Genomic DNA, 16,828 nt, shown 5'->3' with positions numbered 1-16,828 from the left:
ACTCGGCAGCTCTCGCCAACTAGAGCGGGTCGGGGACCAGCCGGGCCCAGTCGGCGTGTGCGTCCAGGCGGCGCTCGATGTCGCGAACGGCCGCGACCGAGCGGCGGACGTGCTCGTAGGCGTCGCCGCCGACGCCGTAGGCCTGGATGCCCAGGGGGGCGTCGTAGCCCAGGTCGCGCAGCCGGCCGAGGAAGGCGAAGTTGTCGAAGTCGCCCTCGCCGACCGGCTCGATCGTCACCGGGAAGTACTGCCCGGCCAGCCGCCGGCTGCCATTGGTGTTGGCGCCGCGCAGGTACGGCGCGGCGCTGTCGAGCGCACCGAGGAACCCGGCGCCCTCCAGCGCGTAGACGTGGAAGGCGGGGAAGGTCAGGCCGAGCCGGTCGGTGTCGTACGCGCGGAGCAGCGCGAGCGCGTCGTCGACCCGCTCCAGCCAGAAGGCGAAGTGCGGGTACAGCCGCAGCTGCGCGCCCGAGCGGCCGGCCGCGTCCAGCGCCGCGTCGAGGAACCGGCGCGCGCCGGCGTCGTCGCCTGCGGAGAAGGCCAGCTCGATCGGGTGCTGACCGTACGCCTCGATCAGACCCAGCACCCGCGCCACCTCGGGTGCGTCCAGGGGCGCGGTGACGTCGACCGTCGTGTAAAGGGCGGCGACCTCGAGGCCGGTCGTCGAAGCGACCGCGTCGAGCCGGTCGAGGTCGGACCAGGCCCGCTCGCTCCACAGCGTCAGGTTGGTCGCGCCGCAGCCCAGCTCGGCCAGCATCTCGCACCGCGCCTCCAGCGAGTACGAGCCGAGGTGACTGTAGAAACCGACGTCCATGCCGTAGACGGTGAGGCTCACGAGACCACGCTCCCCGCCAGGGCGTCCAGCTCGACGGTGACCGGCTCGCCCGCCGCCGCGCAGTCGAGGACGGCGCGCAGCCAGGCGAACGTGAACAGCGAGCGGTGGGTGATCGCCCGCGGGTCCGCGCCGTCGCGCACGGCGGCGGCGATCCGGGCCAGCGGCCGGGCGTGGAAGCCGATCGGCGACGCCGCGAACCGGGTGGTGACGGTGTCCGGCTCGCCGTCGTCGTCGCTGGTCAGCCGCACCGAACCGTCGCCGAGCCAGTCCAGCCAGTCCCACGAGACCGCCGCACGGTCGCCCTCCAGCTGGACGAGGCTGCGCTCGGCGCCGTGGGTCGCGGCGGCCCGCTCGTAGCTGACCGGCACGACGGCGCCGGCGCGGGTGTGCACGTCGAACACGGCCCCGACGTGCTGCTCGGAGAGCGCGGACTGGTCGCCGAACGGCCCGCCGGTGATCGGCCCGGTCGCCCAAGCGTGCCGGACGTCGACCCGGACCGGGTCGAGGATCTCGTCGAGGACGGCGATGTCGTACGGGCCCCAGTCCATCATCACGCCGCCGCCGGCGATCCGTGGGTCGCGGAACCAGGCGGACTGGGTGAGCTGGTCGAAGCCGGTCCGGGCCCGCCGGAACGTGTTGACGAACGTGGCGTGGTACACCCGGCCGAGCGCGCCCGACGCGTCCAGCCGGCGGGCCGCCTGCGTGGTCGCGAGGTCGCGGAACCGGTCGTCGCACGAGGCCAGGATGCGGCCGGCGGCGTCGGCCCGGCGGGCGAGGTCGGCCGCTTCGTCGGCGGTGAGCGCGAGCGGCTTCTCGCACAGCGTGTGCAGCCCGGCGTCGAGCGCGTCGCGGACCAGCGCGTGGTGGCTGTCCGGCGGCGTCGCGATCACCGCGAGGTCGGACTCGTCGTGCCGCGTCGCGAACATCGACCGCGCGTCGGGATGGGGGACCGCCGCCGGGAAGGCCGCGACGAAGCTCGCCAGCGCCTCCGGGTCGGGATCGGCGACGTGCAGCTCGACCTCGCCGGTCAGGATCGAGCGGTCGGTGGCGGCCGTGGCATGCTCTCGGGCGATGTAGCCCGCACCGGCCAGGAACACCCGCGTCATCTGCCCTACTTTCTTTCGCGAAACTATCGCTAACGGATCGTAGGGTCGTAAGGTATGCACGTCAACATCCGCGAACTGAAGGGTGGCCCCGAGCGATGGCCGACACCGCCAACGACGTCGGCGACCGAGTGACGATCGCCGACATCGCGAGGATGGCCCGGGTGTCCGTCCCGACGGTCTCGAAGGTCATCAACGGCAAGCCCGGCGTCTCCGACCGCACCCGTGCCCGCATCACGGGGCTGCTGCGCGAGCACGAGTACGAGCCGCGCAGGTCGACGTCGACGAAGATGATCGAGCTGGTGCTCGGCGAGCTGACCAGTCCGTGGTCGACGGCGCTCGTCACCGCGGTCGAGGAGGCCGCGTTCGACCAGGGCATGGGGCTGACGCTGTCGCGGCTGCGTCCGGAGGCCGAGGACCGCTGGCTGGAGATGCTGGCCAACCGGTCCGTCGACGGCCTCGTCTTCGCCGTCGTCCAGGTGACCGCTCGGCAGCGCGCGCACCTGGAGGAGCTGCGGCTGCCGTACGTCGTGATCGACCCCGGCGAGGCGCCGGCCGGCACCCGCGTGCCGACCATCGGCGTCACCCACTGGCGAGGCGCTCACCAGGCCACACGTCATCTGCTCGAGCTCGGCCACCGCGAGCTGGCGATGATCGCCGGCCCAGCGGACGTAATGTTCAGCCAGGCCCGGGTCGACGGCTTCCGCGCGGCCGCGGTGGGGGCGGGCGTCGAGCTGCCGCCGGCCCGCGTCAGGCACACCGAGTTCGGCTACGACGCCGGCCGCGACGCCGCGCTGGAGCTGCTGGCCGCGTCGCCGCGCCCGACGGCGATCTTCGCCGCCTCCGACGAGCAGGCGCTCGGGGTGTACGAGGCGGCCCGGCTGCGCGGCGTCCGCATCCCCGAGGACCTCAGCGTCATCGGCTTCAATGACGCGCCCATCGCCGAGTGGGCGGCGCCACCGCTGACGACCGTCCGCGAGCCGATCCGCGACATGGCCCGGCTGGCCGTCGCCGCCATCCGGTCGCTCGCCGCCGGCGAGCCCGAGGTGCCCACCGTCGAGCTGGCCACCGAGCTCGTGATCCGGCAGAGCACCGCGCCCGCGCAACAAGTCTAGGCAACTTTCGCGAAAGGTTATTGACACCTCGCGAGACGGTCTGCCATCGTGGCGCGATGGCGAGGGGAGAACGGACTCCGCTCGGGACCGAGAGGTGTGGGCAATGAAGGCATCTACGGGAGCTGCCTGGCTGGCGACGGCGGCCGTCGCCGTCGCGCTCACCGGGTGTGGCGGTGACGACGACCCGTCCGCCGAGAGCGGCGGCGGTGGGGACAGCGGCGAGTCGATCACCTTGAACGTCTGGGGCTTCGCCGACCTCTCGGCCGAGCTCGTCGAGCAGTACGAGGCCGAGCACCCCGGTGTCGACATCCAGACCAAGATCAGCGACTACGACGCCGCCCACCAGACGCTGCTGACCGCGCTGGCCGCCGGGCAGGGCCCGGACGTCGCGCAGATCGCGGTCGACTACATGGGCGAGTTCGTCGGCAACTCGGCCGCCTTCACCGACCTGCGCGACTTCGGCGCCGAGGACATCGCCGGCGACTTCCTCGACTGGCGCTGGAACGCCGGCGTCGCCTCCGACGGTGCGGTGGTGGGCATTCCCACCGACGTCGGCGGCATGGCCATCGCCTACCGCACCGACCTGTTCCAGGCGGCCGGGCTCCCGACCGACCGCGGGCAGGTCGGCGCGCTCTGGCCGGACTGGGACGGCTACCTGGCCGCGGGCGAGCAGTACGTGGCCGCCACCGGCCAGCCGTTCGTCGACGCCGGCAAGGCGATCTTCCGCGCCGCGTCGAACCAGGCCGACGAGAAGTACTACGACGAGGACGGCAACCTGATCTTCGCCGACAGCCCGGCCATCCGCGAGGCGTGGGACTACAGCATGGCGGCGATCGACGCCGGCCTCTCCGCCGACCTCGCCACCTGGTCGCCGGAGTGGTTCGCCGGCATGGCCAACGGCGGGTTCGCGACCATCCCGGCGCCGGCCTGGATGCTCGGCACGATCGAGCAGCAGGCGCCCGACACCGCCGGGCTGTGGGACATCGCCACGCTGCCCGGCACCGCCGGCAACGACGGCGGGTCCTACCTCGCCATCCCGAAGGAGGCCCCGAACGCGCAGGCGGCCTACGACTTCATCACCTGGCTCGAGGCCCCCGAGCAGCAGCTGGCGCTGTTCGAGGCGACCAACACGTTCCCGTCGACGCCCGAGCTGTACACCAACCCGGCGGTCACCGGGCTGACCAACCCGTTCTTCAACGACGCACCGGTCGGCGAGATCTACATCGCCAGCGTCGAGAGCGTCCAGGGGTACCCGATCGGCGCCGACTCGCGCATCGTCGAGCAGCAGTTCGAGGCCGCGGTCGGCCGGGTCGAGCAGGACGCGCAGTCGGCCGACGACGCCTGGGACCAGGCGATCGAGGACGCCGAGCGGGAGACCGCCCACTGAGTGTCGCCCGGCCCCGGCCGTCCCCCGGGGCCGGGCTGACGCCGTCACGGAAAGGACGCCCGTGAGCTCTGCGACCCTTGCGCTGCCGGCGCGGCCGCGCCGACGCCGCCGCGTGGGCCTGGGCGAGAAGATCGCCCCCTACTCCTACATCGCCCCGTTCTTCCTGCTCTTCCTCGCCTTCGGCCTGGGGCCGCTGATCTACACCGGCTGGGTGTCGTTGCACGACTGGGAGCCGCTGCAGACCGAGCACGAGTTCGTCGGCCTGCAGAACTACCAGGTGATGCTGGAGGACCCGCGGTTCTGGAAGGCGATCCGGAACACCTTCTCGATCTTCGCCCTCTCGACCATCCCCGGGCTGATCCTCAGCCTGCTGCTCGCGTCGGTGCTCAACAACCGCAGCCTGCGGGTGAAGACGTTCTGGCGGATGGCGCTGCTGGTCCCGAACATCACGCCGCTGGTGACGGTCAGCCTGGTGTTCGCGTCGATCTTCGGCCGCGACTACGGCCCGGTCGCCTGGATCCTGCAGCTGCTGCACCTGCCGGCCATCGCCTGGGACGTCAACCCGTTCACCACGCAGCTGGTCATCGCGCTGATGGTGATCTGGCGCTGGACCGGCTACAACGCGCTCATCTTCCTGGCCGCGATGCAGGCGATCCCCGCGTCGCTGTACGAGTCGGCCGAGATCGACGGCGCCGGGCGGTGGGCCACGTTCGTCAACGTGACGCTGCCGATGATCCGGCCGACGATCCTGTTCTCGGTCGTGGTGGCCAGCGTCGGCGGGCTGCAGATCTTCGCCGAGCCGCTGCTGTTCACCGACCCGATGGGCGGCAACAACGGGCAGGGCCTGACGATGACGCTGTTGGTCTACAGCCAGGCGTTCGGCTCGCTGCACTTCGGCTACGCGTCGGCCATCGCCGTGGCGCTGTTGTTCATCGTGCTCGCGGTCGCGTTCGTGAACTTCCTGCTCACCCGGCTGATCAGGAGCGCCTGATGACGATCCACGACGCGCCCACCCGCCCGCCGGCCCGCCGCCCCGTCTCGCGGTCCGCGCAGCGGTCCAACCGGCAGGCCCGCGACCACCAGCGCCGGTCCCGCCGCGACGGCGTCTCCTGGTTCGGCTACCTCGTCCTGACGATCGGCGTGCTCGGCGCGCTCGCGCCGTTGTACTGGATGTTCGTCGTCGGCTCGAACGACAGCTCGGCGATCTCGCAGTTCCCGCCGGTGCTGGTGCCGGGCGGCAGCTTCTTCGACAACCTCTCCTTCGTCCAGGAGCGGGTGCCGTTCGCGCGGTCGATCCTCAACAGCGCGATCGTCGCGGTCGCCGTCGCCGCGCTGCAGGTGTTCTTCTGCAGCCTGGCCGGGTACGCCTTCGCCAAGCTGCACTTCCGCGGCCGGGGCGTGCTGCTGGTCGCCGTCGTCGGCACCATGGCGATCCCGAGCCAGCTCGGCATCGTCCCGATGTACATGATCATGTCGGAGCTGGGCTGGGTCGACAGCCTCCAGGCGCTGATCGTGCCCGGCGCGGTCTCCGCGTTCGGGGTGTTCTGGATGCGGCAGGTCGTCATCGGGTCGATCCCGGACGAGCTGATCGAGGCGGCCAGGGTCGACGGCTGCGGGACGTTCCGGACGTACCGGTCCGTCGTCCTGCCCAACATCCGCGGCTCCGCGGCCGTGTTCGGCCTGTTCACCGCCATGGCCGCGTGGAACGACTTCCTCTGGCCGCTGGTCATCCTCAACTCGCCGGAGCACTTCACCTCGCAGGTCGCGATCCAGCAGCTGCGCACCCAGTACACGATCGACTACTCGGTCGTCATGACCGCGTCGGTGATCGCGACGGTGCCGCTGCTGCTGCTCTTCCTCCTCGCGGGGAAGCAGCTCGTGGCCGGAATCATGGAAGGAGCCGTCAAGGGATGACCGCACTCACCGGAGCGGACGACGTCGCGGCCCTCGTCGAGCGGATGACGCTGGAGGAGAAGCTGGCCCAGCTGGTCGGCCTGTGGCTGGACGTCACCGACGGCCCCGAGGGCCCGGACGTCGCGCCGATGCAGCACGAGATGCTGTCGAAGGTGCGCGAGCTCGGCTACTACGTCGAGCACGGGCTCGGCCAGCTCACCCGGCCGCTCGGCAGCCGCGTGGTCCCGGCGGCGGAGATGACGGCGACGCTGGCCGGCCTGCAGGACCGCATCGTCGCCGGCAGCCGGTTCGGCCTGCCCGCGCTGGTGCACGAGGAGTGCCTGACCGGCCTGCAGCTCTACGGCGCGACGACGTACCCGGCGCCGTTGGCGTGGGGCTCGGCGTGGAACCCGGCGCTGGTCGAGGCCATGGGCCGGCGCATCGGCGCGTCGATGCGCGAGCTGGGCATCCACCTGGGCCTCGCGCCGGTGCTCGACCTCGTCCGCGACCCGCGCTGGGGCCGGGTCGAGGAGTGCGTCTCCGAGGACCCCTACCTCGTCGGCAGTGTCGGCGCCGCCTACGTGCGCGGCATCCAGGCCGAGGGGCAGGGCGCCACGCTCAAGCACTTCCTCGGCTACTCCGCCTCGCAGGCCGGCCGGAACCTCGCCCCGGTGCACGCCGGGCCGCGGGAGATCCTCGAGCAGATCGCCGTCCCGTTCGAGATGGCGGTCCGGCTGGCCCGCCCGGCCGCCGTCATGCACTCCTACGCCGAGATCGACGGCGTCCCGGTGGCGGCCGACCCGGCGCTGCTCACCGGCCTGCTGCGGGACCGGTGGGGGTTCAACGGCACCGTCGTCGCGGACTACTTCGGCGTCGCGTTCCTGCACACGCTGCACGACGTCGCGGCGGACCTGGAGGACGCGGCGGCGGCCGCGCTGACGGCCGGCGTCGACGTCGAGCTGCCCACCGGCAACGCCTACCTGGACCCGCTGCGCACGGCGATCGAGCGCGGCGCCGTCGACGTCGCGCTGGTCGACCGCGCGGTGGAGCGGGTGCTGCGGCAGAAGGCCGAGCTGGGCGTACTGGAGCGGCCGGTGCCGGCCGCCGGTGGCGTCGTGGACCTGGACCCGGCCGAGTCGCGGGCGGTCGCCCGTGAGCTGGCCGAGCAGTCGGTCGTGCTGCTGGCCAACGACGGCGGTGTCCTGCCGCTGGTCGGCGTGGGCACCGTCGCCGTCGTCGGGCCGAACGCCGACTCGGCCGAGGCGCTCATGGGCAACTACTCGTTCACCAACCACGTCGAGGTCCCGGCCGGGACGCCGCTGGGCATCCGGGTGCCGACGGTGCTCGACGCGCTGGCGTCCGAGCTGCCGGACGTCCGGCTGCTGCACGAGCCCGGCTGCGCCGTCCGGGCCGACCAGGAGGACCCCGGCGACGCGGCCCGCGGGATCGCGGCGGCCGCTCGGGCGGCGGCGGACGCTGATGTGGCGGTGGTCGTGGTGGGCGATCGCGCCGGGCTGTTCGGCCGCGGCACCGTCGGCGAAGGCAGCGACACCGACGACCTGCGGCTGCCCGGACGGCAGGGCGACCTCGTCGACGCCGTTCTGGACACCGGCACGCCGACGGTGCTGGTCCTGGTCACTGGACGTCCGTACCCACTGGAGCGGTGGGTGGGGCGGGCGGCGGCCGTGGTCCAGGCGTTCTTCCCGGGTGAGGAGGGCGGGCCGGCGATCGCCGGGGTCCTCGGCGGCCGGGTGAACCCGAGCGGACGGCTCCCGGCGAGCGTGCCGCGGGGGGTGGGCGGGCAGCCGTACTCGTACCTGCACCCGCGGCTGGGCGGGGCGAACGCGGTGTCGACCATCGACCCGGCGCCGCTCTACCCGTTCGGGCACGGCCTGTCCTACACGACGTTCGAGCACTCGGAGCTGACGGTCGCCGCGCCGTCCTGGGACACCCGCACGACGCTGACGGTGGAGTGCGTCGTCCGCAACACCGGGGACCGGGCCGGTGCCGACGTCGTCCAGCTCTACGTCCGCGACCTGGTCGGCAGCGTCACCAGGCCGCTGCGGCAGCTGCTCGGCTTCGCCCGGGTCGAGCTGGCGCCCGGCGCGGCCGCACGAGTGACGTTCGACGTCCCCGCGGACCGGCTGGCGCTGGTGTCGCGGGAGCTGCGCTGGCAGGTCGAGCCGGGCGAGTTCGACCTGACGGTGGCGCGGTCGGCCGCCGACACGGGCCTGACCCGGCGGATCGAGCTGACCGGCGACGTCGCCGAGTGCGGGCCGGACCGCGCGCTGCTGACCGGCGTCGACGTCCGGCCGGAGCCGCGATGACCGGCGTGCTGTTCGGGGCCAGCTACTACCACGAGTACCTGCCGGCGCCGCGGCTGGAGCGCGACCTCGACCTCATGGTGGCTGCCGGCTTCACCGTGCTGCGGGTCGGCGAGTCCACGTGGGCGTCGTACGAGCCGGAGGAAGGGAAGATCTCGTTCGACGCGCTGGCCGCCGTCGTCGACGCCGCCGCCGCGCGCGGGCTGCGCGTCATCGTCGGCACCCCCAGCTACGCGGTGCCGCCGTGGCTGGCCCGCCGCTACCCGGAGGTGATGGCGCAACTGCCGTCCGGCCAGGTGCTGCCCTACGGCGCGCGGCAGAACGTCGACTTCACGAACCCCGTCTACCGGCGGCATGTCGAGCGCGTCGTCCGGGCCATGGCCGAGCGGTTCGGCCAGCACGAGGGCGTCATCGGCTTCCAAGTCGACAACGAGATCGGCGTGCACGAGCTGGCCGCGCCCGCCGTCGTCGACCGGTTCCGCCGGCACGTCCTCGACGAGTTCGGCAGCGTCGACGCGATCAACGAGCGGTGGGGGCTGACGTACTGGAGCCACCGGCTGACGGACATCGAGGACCTGTGGGCGCCGGCCGGCAACACCAACCCCGGCTACGCGCTGGAGTGGGCCCGGTTCCAGGCCGGCCTGACGGTGGAGTTCCTCGCCTGGCAGCGCGACCTGCTGCGCGAGCACCTCGCGCCGCGGATGTTCGTCACCCACGACGTGGTCGGCGGCGACTCGCTGGGCAGCACCGCGGTGCGCGGGATCCCGGCGGCCATGGACCGCACCGCGGTGAACCTCTACTTCCCGCTGCAGGACGCGATCGCGCTGCCTGACGCGCAGCCCGAGGCGACGACCCCGCTGGCGCCGTGGTGGCTGACCGACCGGGGCGCCTCGACGATGCTCTGGCGCGGCGACATGGCGTACTCGCTGCGCGGGCCGCGGGGCGAGCGGTTCGCCGTCACCGAGGCGCAGGCCGGGTCGATCGGCGAGCACGCGACCAACGTCCCGCCGTACCCGGGGCAGCTTCGGCTGGTCGCGCACGCGCTGGTCGCCCGGGGCGCGGACCTGCTGGCCTACTGGCACTGGCACACGCTGCACTATGGCGCCGAGACGTACTGGGGCGGCGTGCTCGGCCACGACCTCGAGCCCGGCCGGGTGTACCGCGAGGTGGCGGCGCTCGGCGCCGAGCTGGGCGGGCCGGAGCTGGACCCGCTGGTGCCGGACGCCGACGTCGCGGTGCTGTCGTCGCGCGACAGCCTCAAGGCCCTGCAGTTCCAGCCGCCGCTGCTGGAGCCGGGCACCGACCGTGCCGACCCGCACAGCTACCACCGGATCTTCATGCGCTGCTACGACGCGGCCCTCGCCGCCGGCGCGCAGGTGCGGATCGTGCACGAGGACGGCGAGTGGGACGAGTGCCGGGTGCTCGTCGTCCCCGCCCTGTACATCGCCGACGACGCGCTGCTGGAGCGGCTGGTCGCGCACGCGCGGAACGGTGCGCACGTCGTGCTGACGTTCCGCAGCGGCTACGCCGACCAGTGGGCCCGGGTCCGGGCCGTGCGCGCGCCGGGGCCGCTGCGGGCCGCCGTCGGCGCCGGGTACGCCGAGTACACGACGCTCGCGCAGCCGGTCGCGCTGACCGGTTTCGGCTCCGGGTCGGCCGAGGGCTGGGCCGACCTGCTGGAGCCGGAGGGCGCCGAGGTGCTGGCCGGCTACGACCACCCGTTCCTGCGTCCGTACGCGGCGGTCACCACCAACGTCGTCGGCGCCGGCCGGATGACCTGGCTCGGCACCCTGCCGGACGTCGCGACGACCGGCCGGCTGGTGGCGTGGGCGCTGCGCGAGCGCGGCGTGCAGCCGGTCTCGTCCGCCTGGGGCGAGCTGCCGCCGTCGGTCCGGGTGAGCAGCGCCCGCCGGCCGGACGGGACCCGGCTCTGGTTCGTGGCGAACCACTCGTGGGACCCGGTGACGGTGTCCGCTCCCGGAATTGAGCTGGGGCCGTGGGAGTCCCGGGTGGTGGACGGATGAGGGCGGCGCGCTGGCACGGGCGTGGCGACGTCCGGATCGAGGACGTGCCGGTGCCAGTGCCCGCGCCGGACGAGCTGCTGGTCGAGGTGCTGTGGTGCGGCATCTGCGGCACCGACCTGGAGGAGTACCGCGACGGCCCGCTCACCATCCCCGTTCAGCCGCACCCGCGCCGCGGGACGCGGGCGCCGATCACGCTCGGCCACGAGGTGGCCGGGCGCGTGCACACGGCCGCCGCCGACGGCAGCGGCCCGCCGGCCGGTGCCGTCGTCGTCCCGGACGTCGTCATCGGCTGCGGCGCGTGCTGGTGGTGCCGCCGGCACGAGGAGGGCCTGTGCCCCGAGCTGGCGGTGCGCGGGCAGACCGAGGACGGCGGGCTGGCCCGGTTCATGCCGGCGCACGCGGCCACCTGCCTGGTGGTGCCGCCCGGCGTCGCACCGGAGTCGGCGGCCCTGGTCGAGCCGGCCTCGGTCGCCGTCCGGGCACTGCGCAAGGCCGGCGACCTGCTCGGTGCCCGCGTCGCGGTGGTCGGCGCCGGGACCGTCGGCCAGCTGGTGGCCCGCTGCGCGGTGGCCGCCGGCGCCGTCGTCGAGCTGGTGGTCGACCCGGTGCCGTCACGTCGCGAGTTGGCCGTCGCGCATGGGGCGCGGGCCGCCGCCGACCCCGCCGGGGCCGCCGGTGCGGGCGGGTACGACGCCGTGGTCGAGTGCAGCGGGGCCGACGGCGCCCTGCCACTCGCGCTGGACCTCGCCCGCCGCGGCGGCACCGTGGTCGCCGTCGGCCTGCGCGCGCGGCCGGAGATGCTCGACGTCGTCGGCCTGGTGCTCGGCGAGAAGCGGCTGGTCGGCTCAGCCGCGCACCTGTGGGACACCGACTGCGCGCCCGCGCTGGACCTCATCGCGTCCGGTCGGCTGCCGGTGGACGACCTGATCTCGCGGCGGGTGCCGCTGGAACGGGTCGTCGAGGACGGCTTCGGCGCGCTCGCGGACCGTGCCGGCGACGTGCTGAAGGTGCTCGTTGACTGCCGCTGAGCCGATCGCCGCGGTCGAGACGTTCGCGACCTCCGGCGGCGTGCGGAACTGGCTGTTCGTCCGGGTGACCACCGTCGGCGGCGTGCACGGCTGGGGGGAGGCGTCGACCGAGCTGTGGGACCGCACGGTGACCGCGGCCGTCGAGGAGCTGGGCGACCGGCTGACCGGCGCCGACGCGCTCGCCAGCGAGGCGGTCTGGCAGCGGGCCACCCGGCACGGGTTCTGGCGCGGCGGCGTCGTGCTGGCGTCGGCCGTCGCCGCGATCGACCAGGCGTTGTGGGACATCCGCGGCAAGCTGCTCGGCGTGCCGGTGTACCGGCTGCTCGGCGGTCCGGTGCGGGACTGGGTCGAGACCTACCGGCATGTCGGCGTCTACGATCCCGCCGCGCTGGGCGCCGAGGCCGCCGCGCTCGTCGCCGCCGGGGTGCGGACGATGAAGACCGGCGCGTGGGCGGCCGACAGCGCGCTGCCCGAGCCCGAGCGGCTGCACCGGCTGCGCGAGCGGCTCGCCGCCGTCCGCGACGCCGTCGGTCCCGACGTCGACCTGCTCGTCGACCACCATGGCCGGGCCCGCCCGGACGAGGCGATCCGGCTGGTCCGGGCGGCGGCGCCGTTCCGGCCGCGGTGGATCGAGGAGCCGGTCGGCCCGGAGGCGCCGGACCTGGTCGCGCCGGTCGCGGCCGAGGCGCGGGCGCACGGCATCTCCGTCGCGCTGGGGGAGCGGCTGTTCTCCCGCTGGGAGCTGCGCCCGGTGCTGGAGCGTCAGCTCGTCGACGTCGTGCAACCCGACCTGTGCCACGCCGGCGGCATCACCGAGGTGATGAAGATCGCCGCGCTCGCCGACACCTACCGGTGCGCGCTCGCGCCGCACAACCCGGCCGGGCCGGTCTCGACCGCCGCGGCGGCGCACGTCGCGATGGCCGCGCCGAACTTCACCATCCTGGAGTTCTGCCCGGACGAGCCGCGCCGCGCGGACGTCCAGCGCGAGCCGTGGCCGTACGACGGCGACCGGCTGACCGTGCCCGACCGGCCCGGGCTCGGCGTGGAGCTCGACCTCGACGCGATCCGCCGGGTGCCGCCCGGCCCGATCGCCGTCCCCGACCAGGCCTATGGCGCCGACGGCTCCGTGGCTGACGTATGAGGAGTGTGACGTGGCCCGAGCGGTGACGATGTGGGAGTTCTCCTGGCTGCTGCGACGCGGCGGCGACCAGCGCGAGTACGCCGACGCCGGCCGCGTCCTCGACGAGCTGGCCGAGCGCGGCTACGACTGCGTGCGCATCGACGCGTTCCCGCACCTGATCGCGGCCGACGCCCGCGGGCACGTCGCGACCGAGTTCCTGGTGCACCCGCAGCCGGACCACTTCATGTGGGGGCCGCACGGTGCGAAGGTGCGGGTGGCGGACCCGGCCGGCGCGCTGGCCGAATTCGTCGCCGGCTGCCGGTCCCGTGGCGTGACGGTGGCGCTGTCCAGCTGGTTCAACGCCGACGACGACCAGCGCCGGCTGGGCATCGCGACGCCCGAGGACCTGGCCCGGGTGTGGGACGAGACGCTGGCCGGGCTGGACCGGCGCGGCCTGCTGGACGCCGTCGAGTACGTCGACCTCTGCAACGAGTTCCCGCTGGACGACTGGCTGCCGGCCGCCCACGAGCGGATCTTCGGCCGCCTGGACGACACCGAGCCGAGCATCCCCGGCCAGGCCGTCGAGGGCGGCTGGATCTGGACGCCGCGGCAGCGGCAGGAGATCGAGCGCTACTTCGCCGCGGCCGCCACGCTTCGCTCGCGCTGGCCCGGGCTGCGGTTCACGGTTTCCGTCGCGCCGGTGTCGGAGTCGCTGTTCGACCTCGACTACGGCGCGCTGGACCTCGTCGAAACACACATCTGGCTGTCCAGCAACGTCGCCGAGTACGCCGCGCTGACCAACTTCTCCCTCGACGAGCACGGCTTCCCCGGCGCCTGGCAGCAGCAGGTCGACAGCCTCGACGACGTGTACTGGCCGCGGCGGTCGTACTGGCACGACGCGCTGGTGGCGGAGATGGAGCGGTGGGCGGCGCTGGCCGCGGCGGCCGGCCGTCCGCTCTGGACCACCGAGGGCTGGTCGCACATCCTCATGGACGACTTCGTGTCACCGGCCGGGCGGCACGCCTGGGACTACGTCAAGGCGGTCGCCGAGGCCGCCGTGCCGGCCGCGGTGCGCCTGGGCTGGGCCGGCATCTGCACGTCCAACTTCGCCGAGCCGCACTTCCCCGGCATGTGGGCCGACGTCGACTGGCATCGCCGGATGACCTCGCTGATCAAGGCCGGGTAGCGGCAGACTGGCGGCGTGCGCTTCGAGTTCGTATCTCGCCGGCCCGCCGGGCTGGAACGGTTCGTCGAGTCGGTGTGGTTCGCGCGCGGCCGCATCGACTACCCGTCCGAGCGCATCGCGCCCACCGGGTCCACCGTCGCGGTCGTGGTGCTCGGCGACCCGATCCGCGAGACGGCGGCCGACGGGGCCGGGGACACGCTGGTCACCGGCACCGGGTTCCTCATCGGGCCGCACGATCGCCCCGTCGTCAACGAGCCGCTGGGCGAGACCTACTGCGTCGGGGTGGTGTCGACGCCGGTCGGGTGCGAGGCGCTGTTCGGGCTGCGGCCGGCGTCGGTGCGTGGCCGGGTGGTGGACCTGCTGGAGGTGTGGCCCGGCGCGGCGCCGCTGCGGGCCGCGCTGCTGGGCGGCGGGACGCCCGACGCGATGCTGGAGCTGGTGTCGTCCGCGCTGACGGCCGGGCTGCGGCCGGTGCCGCCGTCGGTCGAGCGGTGCGAGCGGGCGGTCGCGGCGCTGGAGGCCGAACCGGCGCGGAGCATCGGCGCGCTGGCGGCCGAGCTGGGCGTCTCGCACGGCCACCTCGACAAGGAGTTCGTCCAGGTCGTCGGGGTCGGCCCGCGGGTGCTGGCGCGGATCCTGCGGCTGCGGGTCGTGCTGGCCGGCGTGGACGTCTACGGGCCGGTGCACTGGTCGGCGCTGGCCGCGCGGATGGGCTGGTTCGACCAGAGCCACTTCATCCGCGACTTCCGCCGGCACACCGGCGTGACCCCGTCCGCCTATGTCGCCGCGCAGCGGCGCAGCTTCACGCCGGAGCAGGCCGCGCCGGGGTTCGTCCCGGACGGATGAAATCCGTACAAGACCGGACCGGGCACCGGCGAGCACCCTGAGGGCCATGACCCGCGCCTTCGACGTCATCACCCTGATCGACCGCCCGGTCGCCGCCGTCTGGGCCGCGCTGACCGACTGGCCGCGCTGACCGACTGGCCGCGCGCCGCCGACTGGATGCCCGGGGTCGACGCGGTGCGGCCCGGCGGCGAGACCGAGGTCGGCACGACGCTGACCGTCCACGCCCGCGGCAAGGACCGCACCAGCACGATCGTCGCGCTCGAGCCGGGCCGCGCGGTGACGCTCCGATCCGTCCAGGGCGGCGTCACTGCCGACTACCGCTACACCTGCGAGCCCGCGGCCACCGGCACGACGGTGTCGCTCGTCGCCGACGTGCGGACGGCCGGGCTGTGGCGGCTGCTCGGCCCGCTGATCCGGTCCGCGATCCGCCGGGCCGACGCCGGCCAGCTGGATGCCTTCAAGCGTGCCGTCGAGACGCGGGTCTGACCCCTGCGCCACCGGGGTGCGTCAGGGGCTGCAGCCGCTCGTGGGTCCAGGCGCCGTCCGCTGCCGTGTACCGGAGCCGGCGGTGCAGCCGGGTGGGGCTGCCGTACCAGAACTCCAGCTCTCGCGGGACCAGCCGGTAGGCCGTCCAGCCGGCCGGGCGGGGGATCGGCGGGCCGGACTCGAGCAGGGCGCGGGCGCGCTCGTGCAGCTCGGCCTCGTCGGCCAGCGGCTCGCTCTGCCGCGACACGGCGCTGGCGACCTGGGCGTCGCGGGGCCGCTCGGCGAACATCCGGTCGGCCTCGGTTGTGGGGAGCTGCTCGACCTCGCCCGCGGCGGTGATCTGCTGCAGCGTCTCGCGCCAGTAGAACGTGACCGACGCCCATGGCTGCGCGGCCAGGTGGCGGCCCTTGCGGCTGCCGGCGGCGCCGGTGAAGACCAGCCCGCGCTCGTCGACCTCCTTGACCAGCAGCACCCGGCCGGCCGGACGGCCCGCCCCATCCGCCGTCGCCAGCACGACGGCGTTCGGCTCGCGCACGCCACGGCCGGCCGCGGCGGCCAGCCAGCTGCGCAGCAGCCCCAGCGGCTCGGCCGGCGGGTGGTCGAACTCGGGCAGCTCCAGGTCCGTCGCTCCACTGAGCGTCTGCGTCCGATCGGTCACCCGGCCAGGCTAACCGTCGCCACGATGTCGCCAATCGCGTCACGTAGAATCGAAGCGCTATGACGACGTCGAGGAAGGGCCGGCAGGCAGCGCAGGAGTCGCTGTCTCGTTGGCGTGCTCAAACGGCGGCGCAGAAGCGGACCGCACGCCATGCCGTCGTTGTCGATAGGGTCGTCAGCAGCATGGCGATGGAGAAGGAACCGGTCTCGGCGAAATGGACCCTGAAGGCGACGGCGAAGCGCAAGGTCTGACGCGCCGCTTCGGCACCACTCATGGCGAACTGACCTATGCCGAACTGGCAGATGCCATCGCCCCGCATCTCGAACGGCTGCTCGACCGTATCGCTGACGGAGAGTTCGCCGCGCGACCGTTCTCGGAGGCGCTCGCTCAGGAGTTCCATGTCGAGATCATCGGCAGCATCCTCCCCGACATCGCTGGTCGGTGGCGGAGAGAATCCGTTCGAGTCGGCATGCACGTGCCGCCAGAGCATTTCCTCGTCCCGATGCGGATGCGTCAGTACGCGGACAACGTCCGGACGCGTCTCGAGTTCGCGACCTCGCTGGATCTGCAGATCGAGTTGCTGGCCTACGCGGAGGGGGAATTCCTCCACGTCCATCCCTTCACGGACTTCAACGGGCGCACGATCCGCGCGCTGCTGAGCGAGCTGCTCGTGCGGCTCGACTTCCCGCCCGTCGAGGTGAGCGTCGAGCGCGGTACCGACCGATTCCGCGAGTACGGGACCGCGCTCGCTCACTATGACAACGGGCGTCTCGACGCGCTGATCGACTTCTGGTTCCGCCGGCTCGAAGAGGGCAGCTGACGA

At 73.6% G+C, this 16,828-nt stretch carries 16 protein-coding genes; 13 read left to right on the top strand and 3 right to left on the bottom strand.

All coding sequences use genetic code 11. From position 1 onward, the window contains the following. Nucleotides 1–19 precede the first annotated feature (19 nt). Together BLV05_RS33020 and BLV05_RS33015 are read right to left on the bottom strand one after the other, a co-directional pair. A complete protein-coding gene (locus tag BLV05_RS33020) occupies nt 20–835 on the bottom strand; it encodes a sugar phosphate isomerase/epimerase family protein (RefSeq protein WP_046772733.1) in 816 nt (271 codons plus the stop codon). Continuing rightward, entirely contained in the window at nt 832–1,941 is a 1,110-nt protein-coding gene (locus BLV05_RS33015; protein WP_052763164.1) for a Gfo/Idh/MocA family protein, read from the bottom strand. Before BLV05_RS33015 ends, BLV05_RS33020 begins: the two co-directional genes overlap by 4 nt. A gap of 95 nt (nt 1,942–2,036) precedes the next feature. Here BLV05_RS33015 and BLV05_RS33010 point away from each other — a divergent pair, with 95 nt between their 5' ends. The 11 genes from BLV05_RS33010 (at nt 2,037) to BLV05_RS32960 (ending at nt 15,347) form a co-directional block, all read left to right on the top strand. Continuing rightward, a complete protein-coding gene (locus tag BLV05_RS33010) occupies nt 2,037–3,053 on the top strand; it encodes a LacI family DNA-binding transcriptional regulator (RefSeq protein ID WP_046772734.1) in 1,017 nt (338 codons plus the stop codon). Between the two features lie 103 nt (nt 3,054–3,156). After that, nucleotides 3,157–4,440 (top strand): extracellular solute-binding protein, encoded by a 1,284-nt coding sequence (locus tag BLV05_RS33005; RefSeq protein WP_052763165.1) that lies wholly within the window; start codon nt 3,157–3,159, stop codon nt 4,438–4,440. 61 nt (nt 4,441–4,501) lie between these two features. Continuing rightward, a complete protein-coding gene (locus BLV05_RS33000) occupies nt 4,502–5,431 on the top strand; it encodes a carbohydrate ABC transporter permease (protein ID WP_063932657.1) in 930 nt (309 codons plus the stop codon). After that, entirely contained in the window at nt 5,431–6,354 is a 924-nt protein-coding gene (locus tag BLV05_RS32995; RefSeq protein ID WP_046772735.1) for a carbohydrate ABC transporter permease, read from the top strand. Before BLV05_RS33000 ends, BLV05_RS32995 begins: the two co-directional genes overlap by 1 nt. Further along, nucleotides 6,351–8,660 carry a beta-xylosidase/alpha-l-arabinosidase gene (locus tag BLV05_RS32990; RefSeq protein ID WP_046772736.1) on the top strand — a complete coding sequence of 770 codons (2,310 nt, stop codon included), beginning with the start codon at nt 6,351–6,353 and terminating at the stop codon, nt 8,658–8,660. The genes BLV05_RS32995 and BLV05_RS32990 overlap by 4 nt, the downstream gene beginning before the upstream one ends. Beyond that, nucleotides 8,657–10,681 (top strand): beta-galactosidase, encoded by a 2,025-nt coding sequence (locus BLV05_RS32985; RefSeq protein ID WP_046772737.1) that lies wholly within the window; start codon nt 8,657–8,659, stop codon nt 10,679–10,681. The genes BLV05_RS32990 and BLV05_RS32985 overlap by 4 nt, the downstream gene beginning before the upstream one ends. Then, nucleotides 10,678–11,709, top strand: a complete 1,032-nt coding sequence (locus tag BLV05_RS32980) for an alcohol dehydrogenase catalytic domain-containing protein (protein ID WP_046772738.1) — start codon at nt 10,678–10,680, stop codon at nt 11,707–11,709. The genes BLV05_RS32985 and BLV05_RS32980 overlap by 4 nt, the downstream gene beginning before the upstream one ends. After that, entirely contained in the window at nt 11,696–12,850 is a 1,155-nt protein-coding gene (gene dgoD / locus BLV05_RS32975; protein ID WP_052763166.1) for a galactonate dehydratase, read from the top strand. The genes BLV05_RS32980 and dgoD overlap by 14 nt, the downstream gene beginning before the upstream one ends. A 10-nt stretch (nt 12,851–12,860) precedes the next feature. Next, nucleotides 12,861–14,015 (top strand): cellulase-like family protein, encoded by a 1,155-nt coding sequence (locus BLV05_RS32970; RefSeq protein WP_160312840.1) that lies wholly within the window; start codon nt 12,861–12,863, stop codon nt 14,013–14,015. 15 nt (nt 14,016–14,030) lie between these two features. Next, complete coding sequence (locus tag BLV05_RS32965) at nt 14,031–14,861, top strand: helix-turn-helix domain-containing protein (RefSeq protein ID WP_052763167.1); 831 nt, start codon at nt 14,031–14,033, stop codon at nt 14,859–14,861. Between the two features lie 156 nt (nt 14,862–15,017). Next, the gene (locus BLV05_RS32960; RefSeq protein WP_046772740.1) at nt 15,018–15,347 is read left to right on the top strand and encodes an SRPBCC family protein; all 330 of its coding nucleotides are present in this window, start codon (nt 15,018–15,020) and stop codon (nt 15,345–15,347) included. Here the strand turns inward: BLV05_RS32960 and phzG are convergent. Beyond that, nucleotides 15,319–16,005 (bottom strand): phenazine biosynthesis FMN-dependent oxidase PhzG, encoded by a 687-nt coding sequence (gene phzG, locus BLV05_RS32955; RefSeq protein WP_046772741.1) that lies wholly within the window; start codon nt 16,003–16,005, stop codon nt 15,319–15,321. The two genes, BLV05_RS32960 and phzG, sit on opposite strands and share 29 nt — an antisense overlap. A 59-nt stretch (nt 16,006–16,064) precedes the next feature. On the opposite strand from phzG, the gene BLV05_RS36775 reads away from it, so the two are divergent. Next, on the top strand, nt 16,065–16,256 hold the full coding sequence (locus BLV05_RS36775) for a hypothetical protein (protein ID WP_152691117.1): 192 nt from the start codon (nt 16,065–16,067) through the stop codon (nt 16,254–16,256). After that, nucleotides 16,220–16,825, top strand: a complete 606-nt coding sequence (locus BLV05_RS32950) for a Fic family protein (protein ID WP_046772742.1) — start codon at nt 16,220–16,222, stop codon at nt 16,823–16,825. The genes BLV05_RS36775 and BLV05_RS32950 overlap by 37 nt, the downstream gene beginning before the upstream one ends. Nucleotides 16,826–16,828: the final 3 nt, after the last annotated feature.

Source organism: Jiangella alkaliphila, assembly GCF_900105925.1.
Classification (GTDB): Bacteria; Actinomycetota; Actinomycetes; order Jiangellales; family Jiangellaceae; genus Jiangella; species Jiangella alkaliphila.
Note: the sequence above shows the minus strand (reverse complement) of the source record. Positions and strands in the feature narration are given on the sequence as shown.

Excerpts from the sequence above, each read along its gene's own strand:
- BLV05_RS33015 (WP_052763164.1), bottom strand. The coding sequence starts at position 1,941 with ATGACGCGGGTGTTCCTGGCCGGTGCGGGCTACATCGCCCGAGAGCAT.
- BLV05_RS33010 (WP_046772734.1), top strand. The coding sequence starts at position 2,037 with ATGGCCGACACCGCCAACGACGTCGGCGACCGAGTGACGATCGCCGAC.
- BLV05_RS33005 (WP_052763165.1), top strand. The coding sequence starts at position 3,157 with ATGAAGGCATCTACGGGAGCTGCCTGGCTGGCGACGGCGGCCGTCGCC.
- BLV05_RS32995 (WP_046772735.1), top strand. The coding sequence starts at position 5,431 with ATGACGATCCACGACGCGCCCACCCGCCCGCCGGCCCGCCGCCCCGTC.
- BLV05_RS32990 (WP_046772736.1), top strand. The coding sequence starts at position 6,351 with ATGACCGCACTCACCGGAGCGGACGACGTCGCGGCCCTCGTCGAGCGG.
- BLV05_RS32985 (WP_046772737.1), top strand. The coding sequence starts at position 8,657 with ATGACCGGCGTGCTGTTCGGGGCCAGCTACTACCACGAGTACCTGCCG.
- BLV05_RS32980 (WP_046772738.1), top strand. The coding sequence starts at position 10,678 with ATGAGGGCGGCGCGCTGGCACGGGCGTGGCGACGTCCGGATCGAGGAC.
- BLV05_RS32960 (WP_046772740.1), top strand. The coding sequence starts at position 15,018 with ATGCCCGGGGTCGACGCGGTGCGGCCCGGCGGCGAGACCGAGGTCGGC.
- BLV05_RS36775 (WP_152691117.1), top strand. The coding sequence starts at position 16,065 with ATGACGACGTCGAGGAAGGGCCGGCAGGCAGCGCAGGAGTCGCTGTCT.
- BLV05_RS32950 (WP_046772742.1), top strand. The coding sequence starts at position 16,220 with ATGGACCCTGAAGGCGACGGCGAAGCGCAAGGTCTGACGCGCCGCTTC.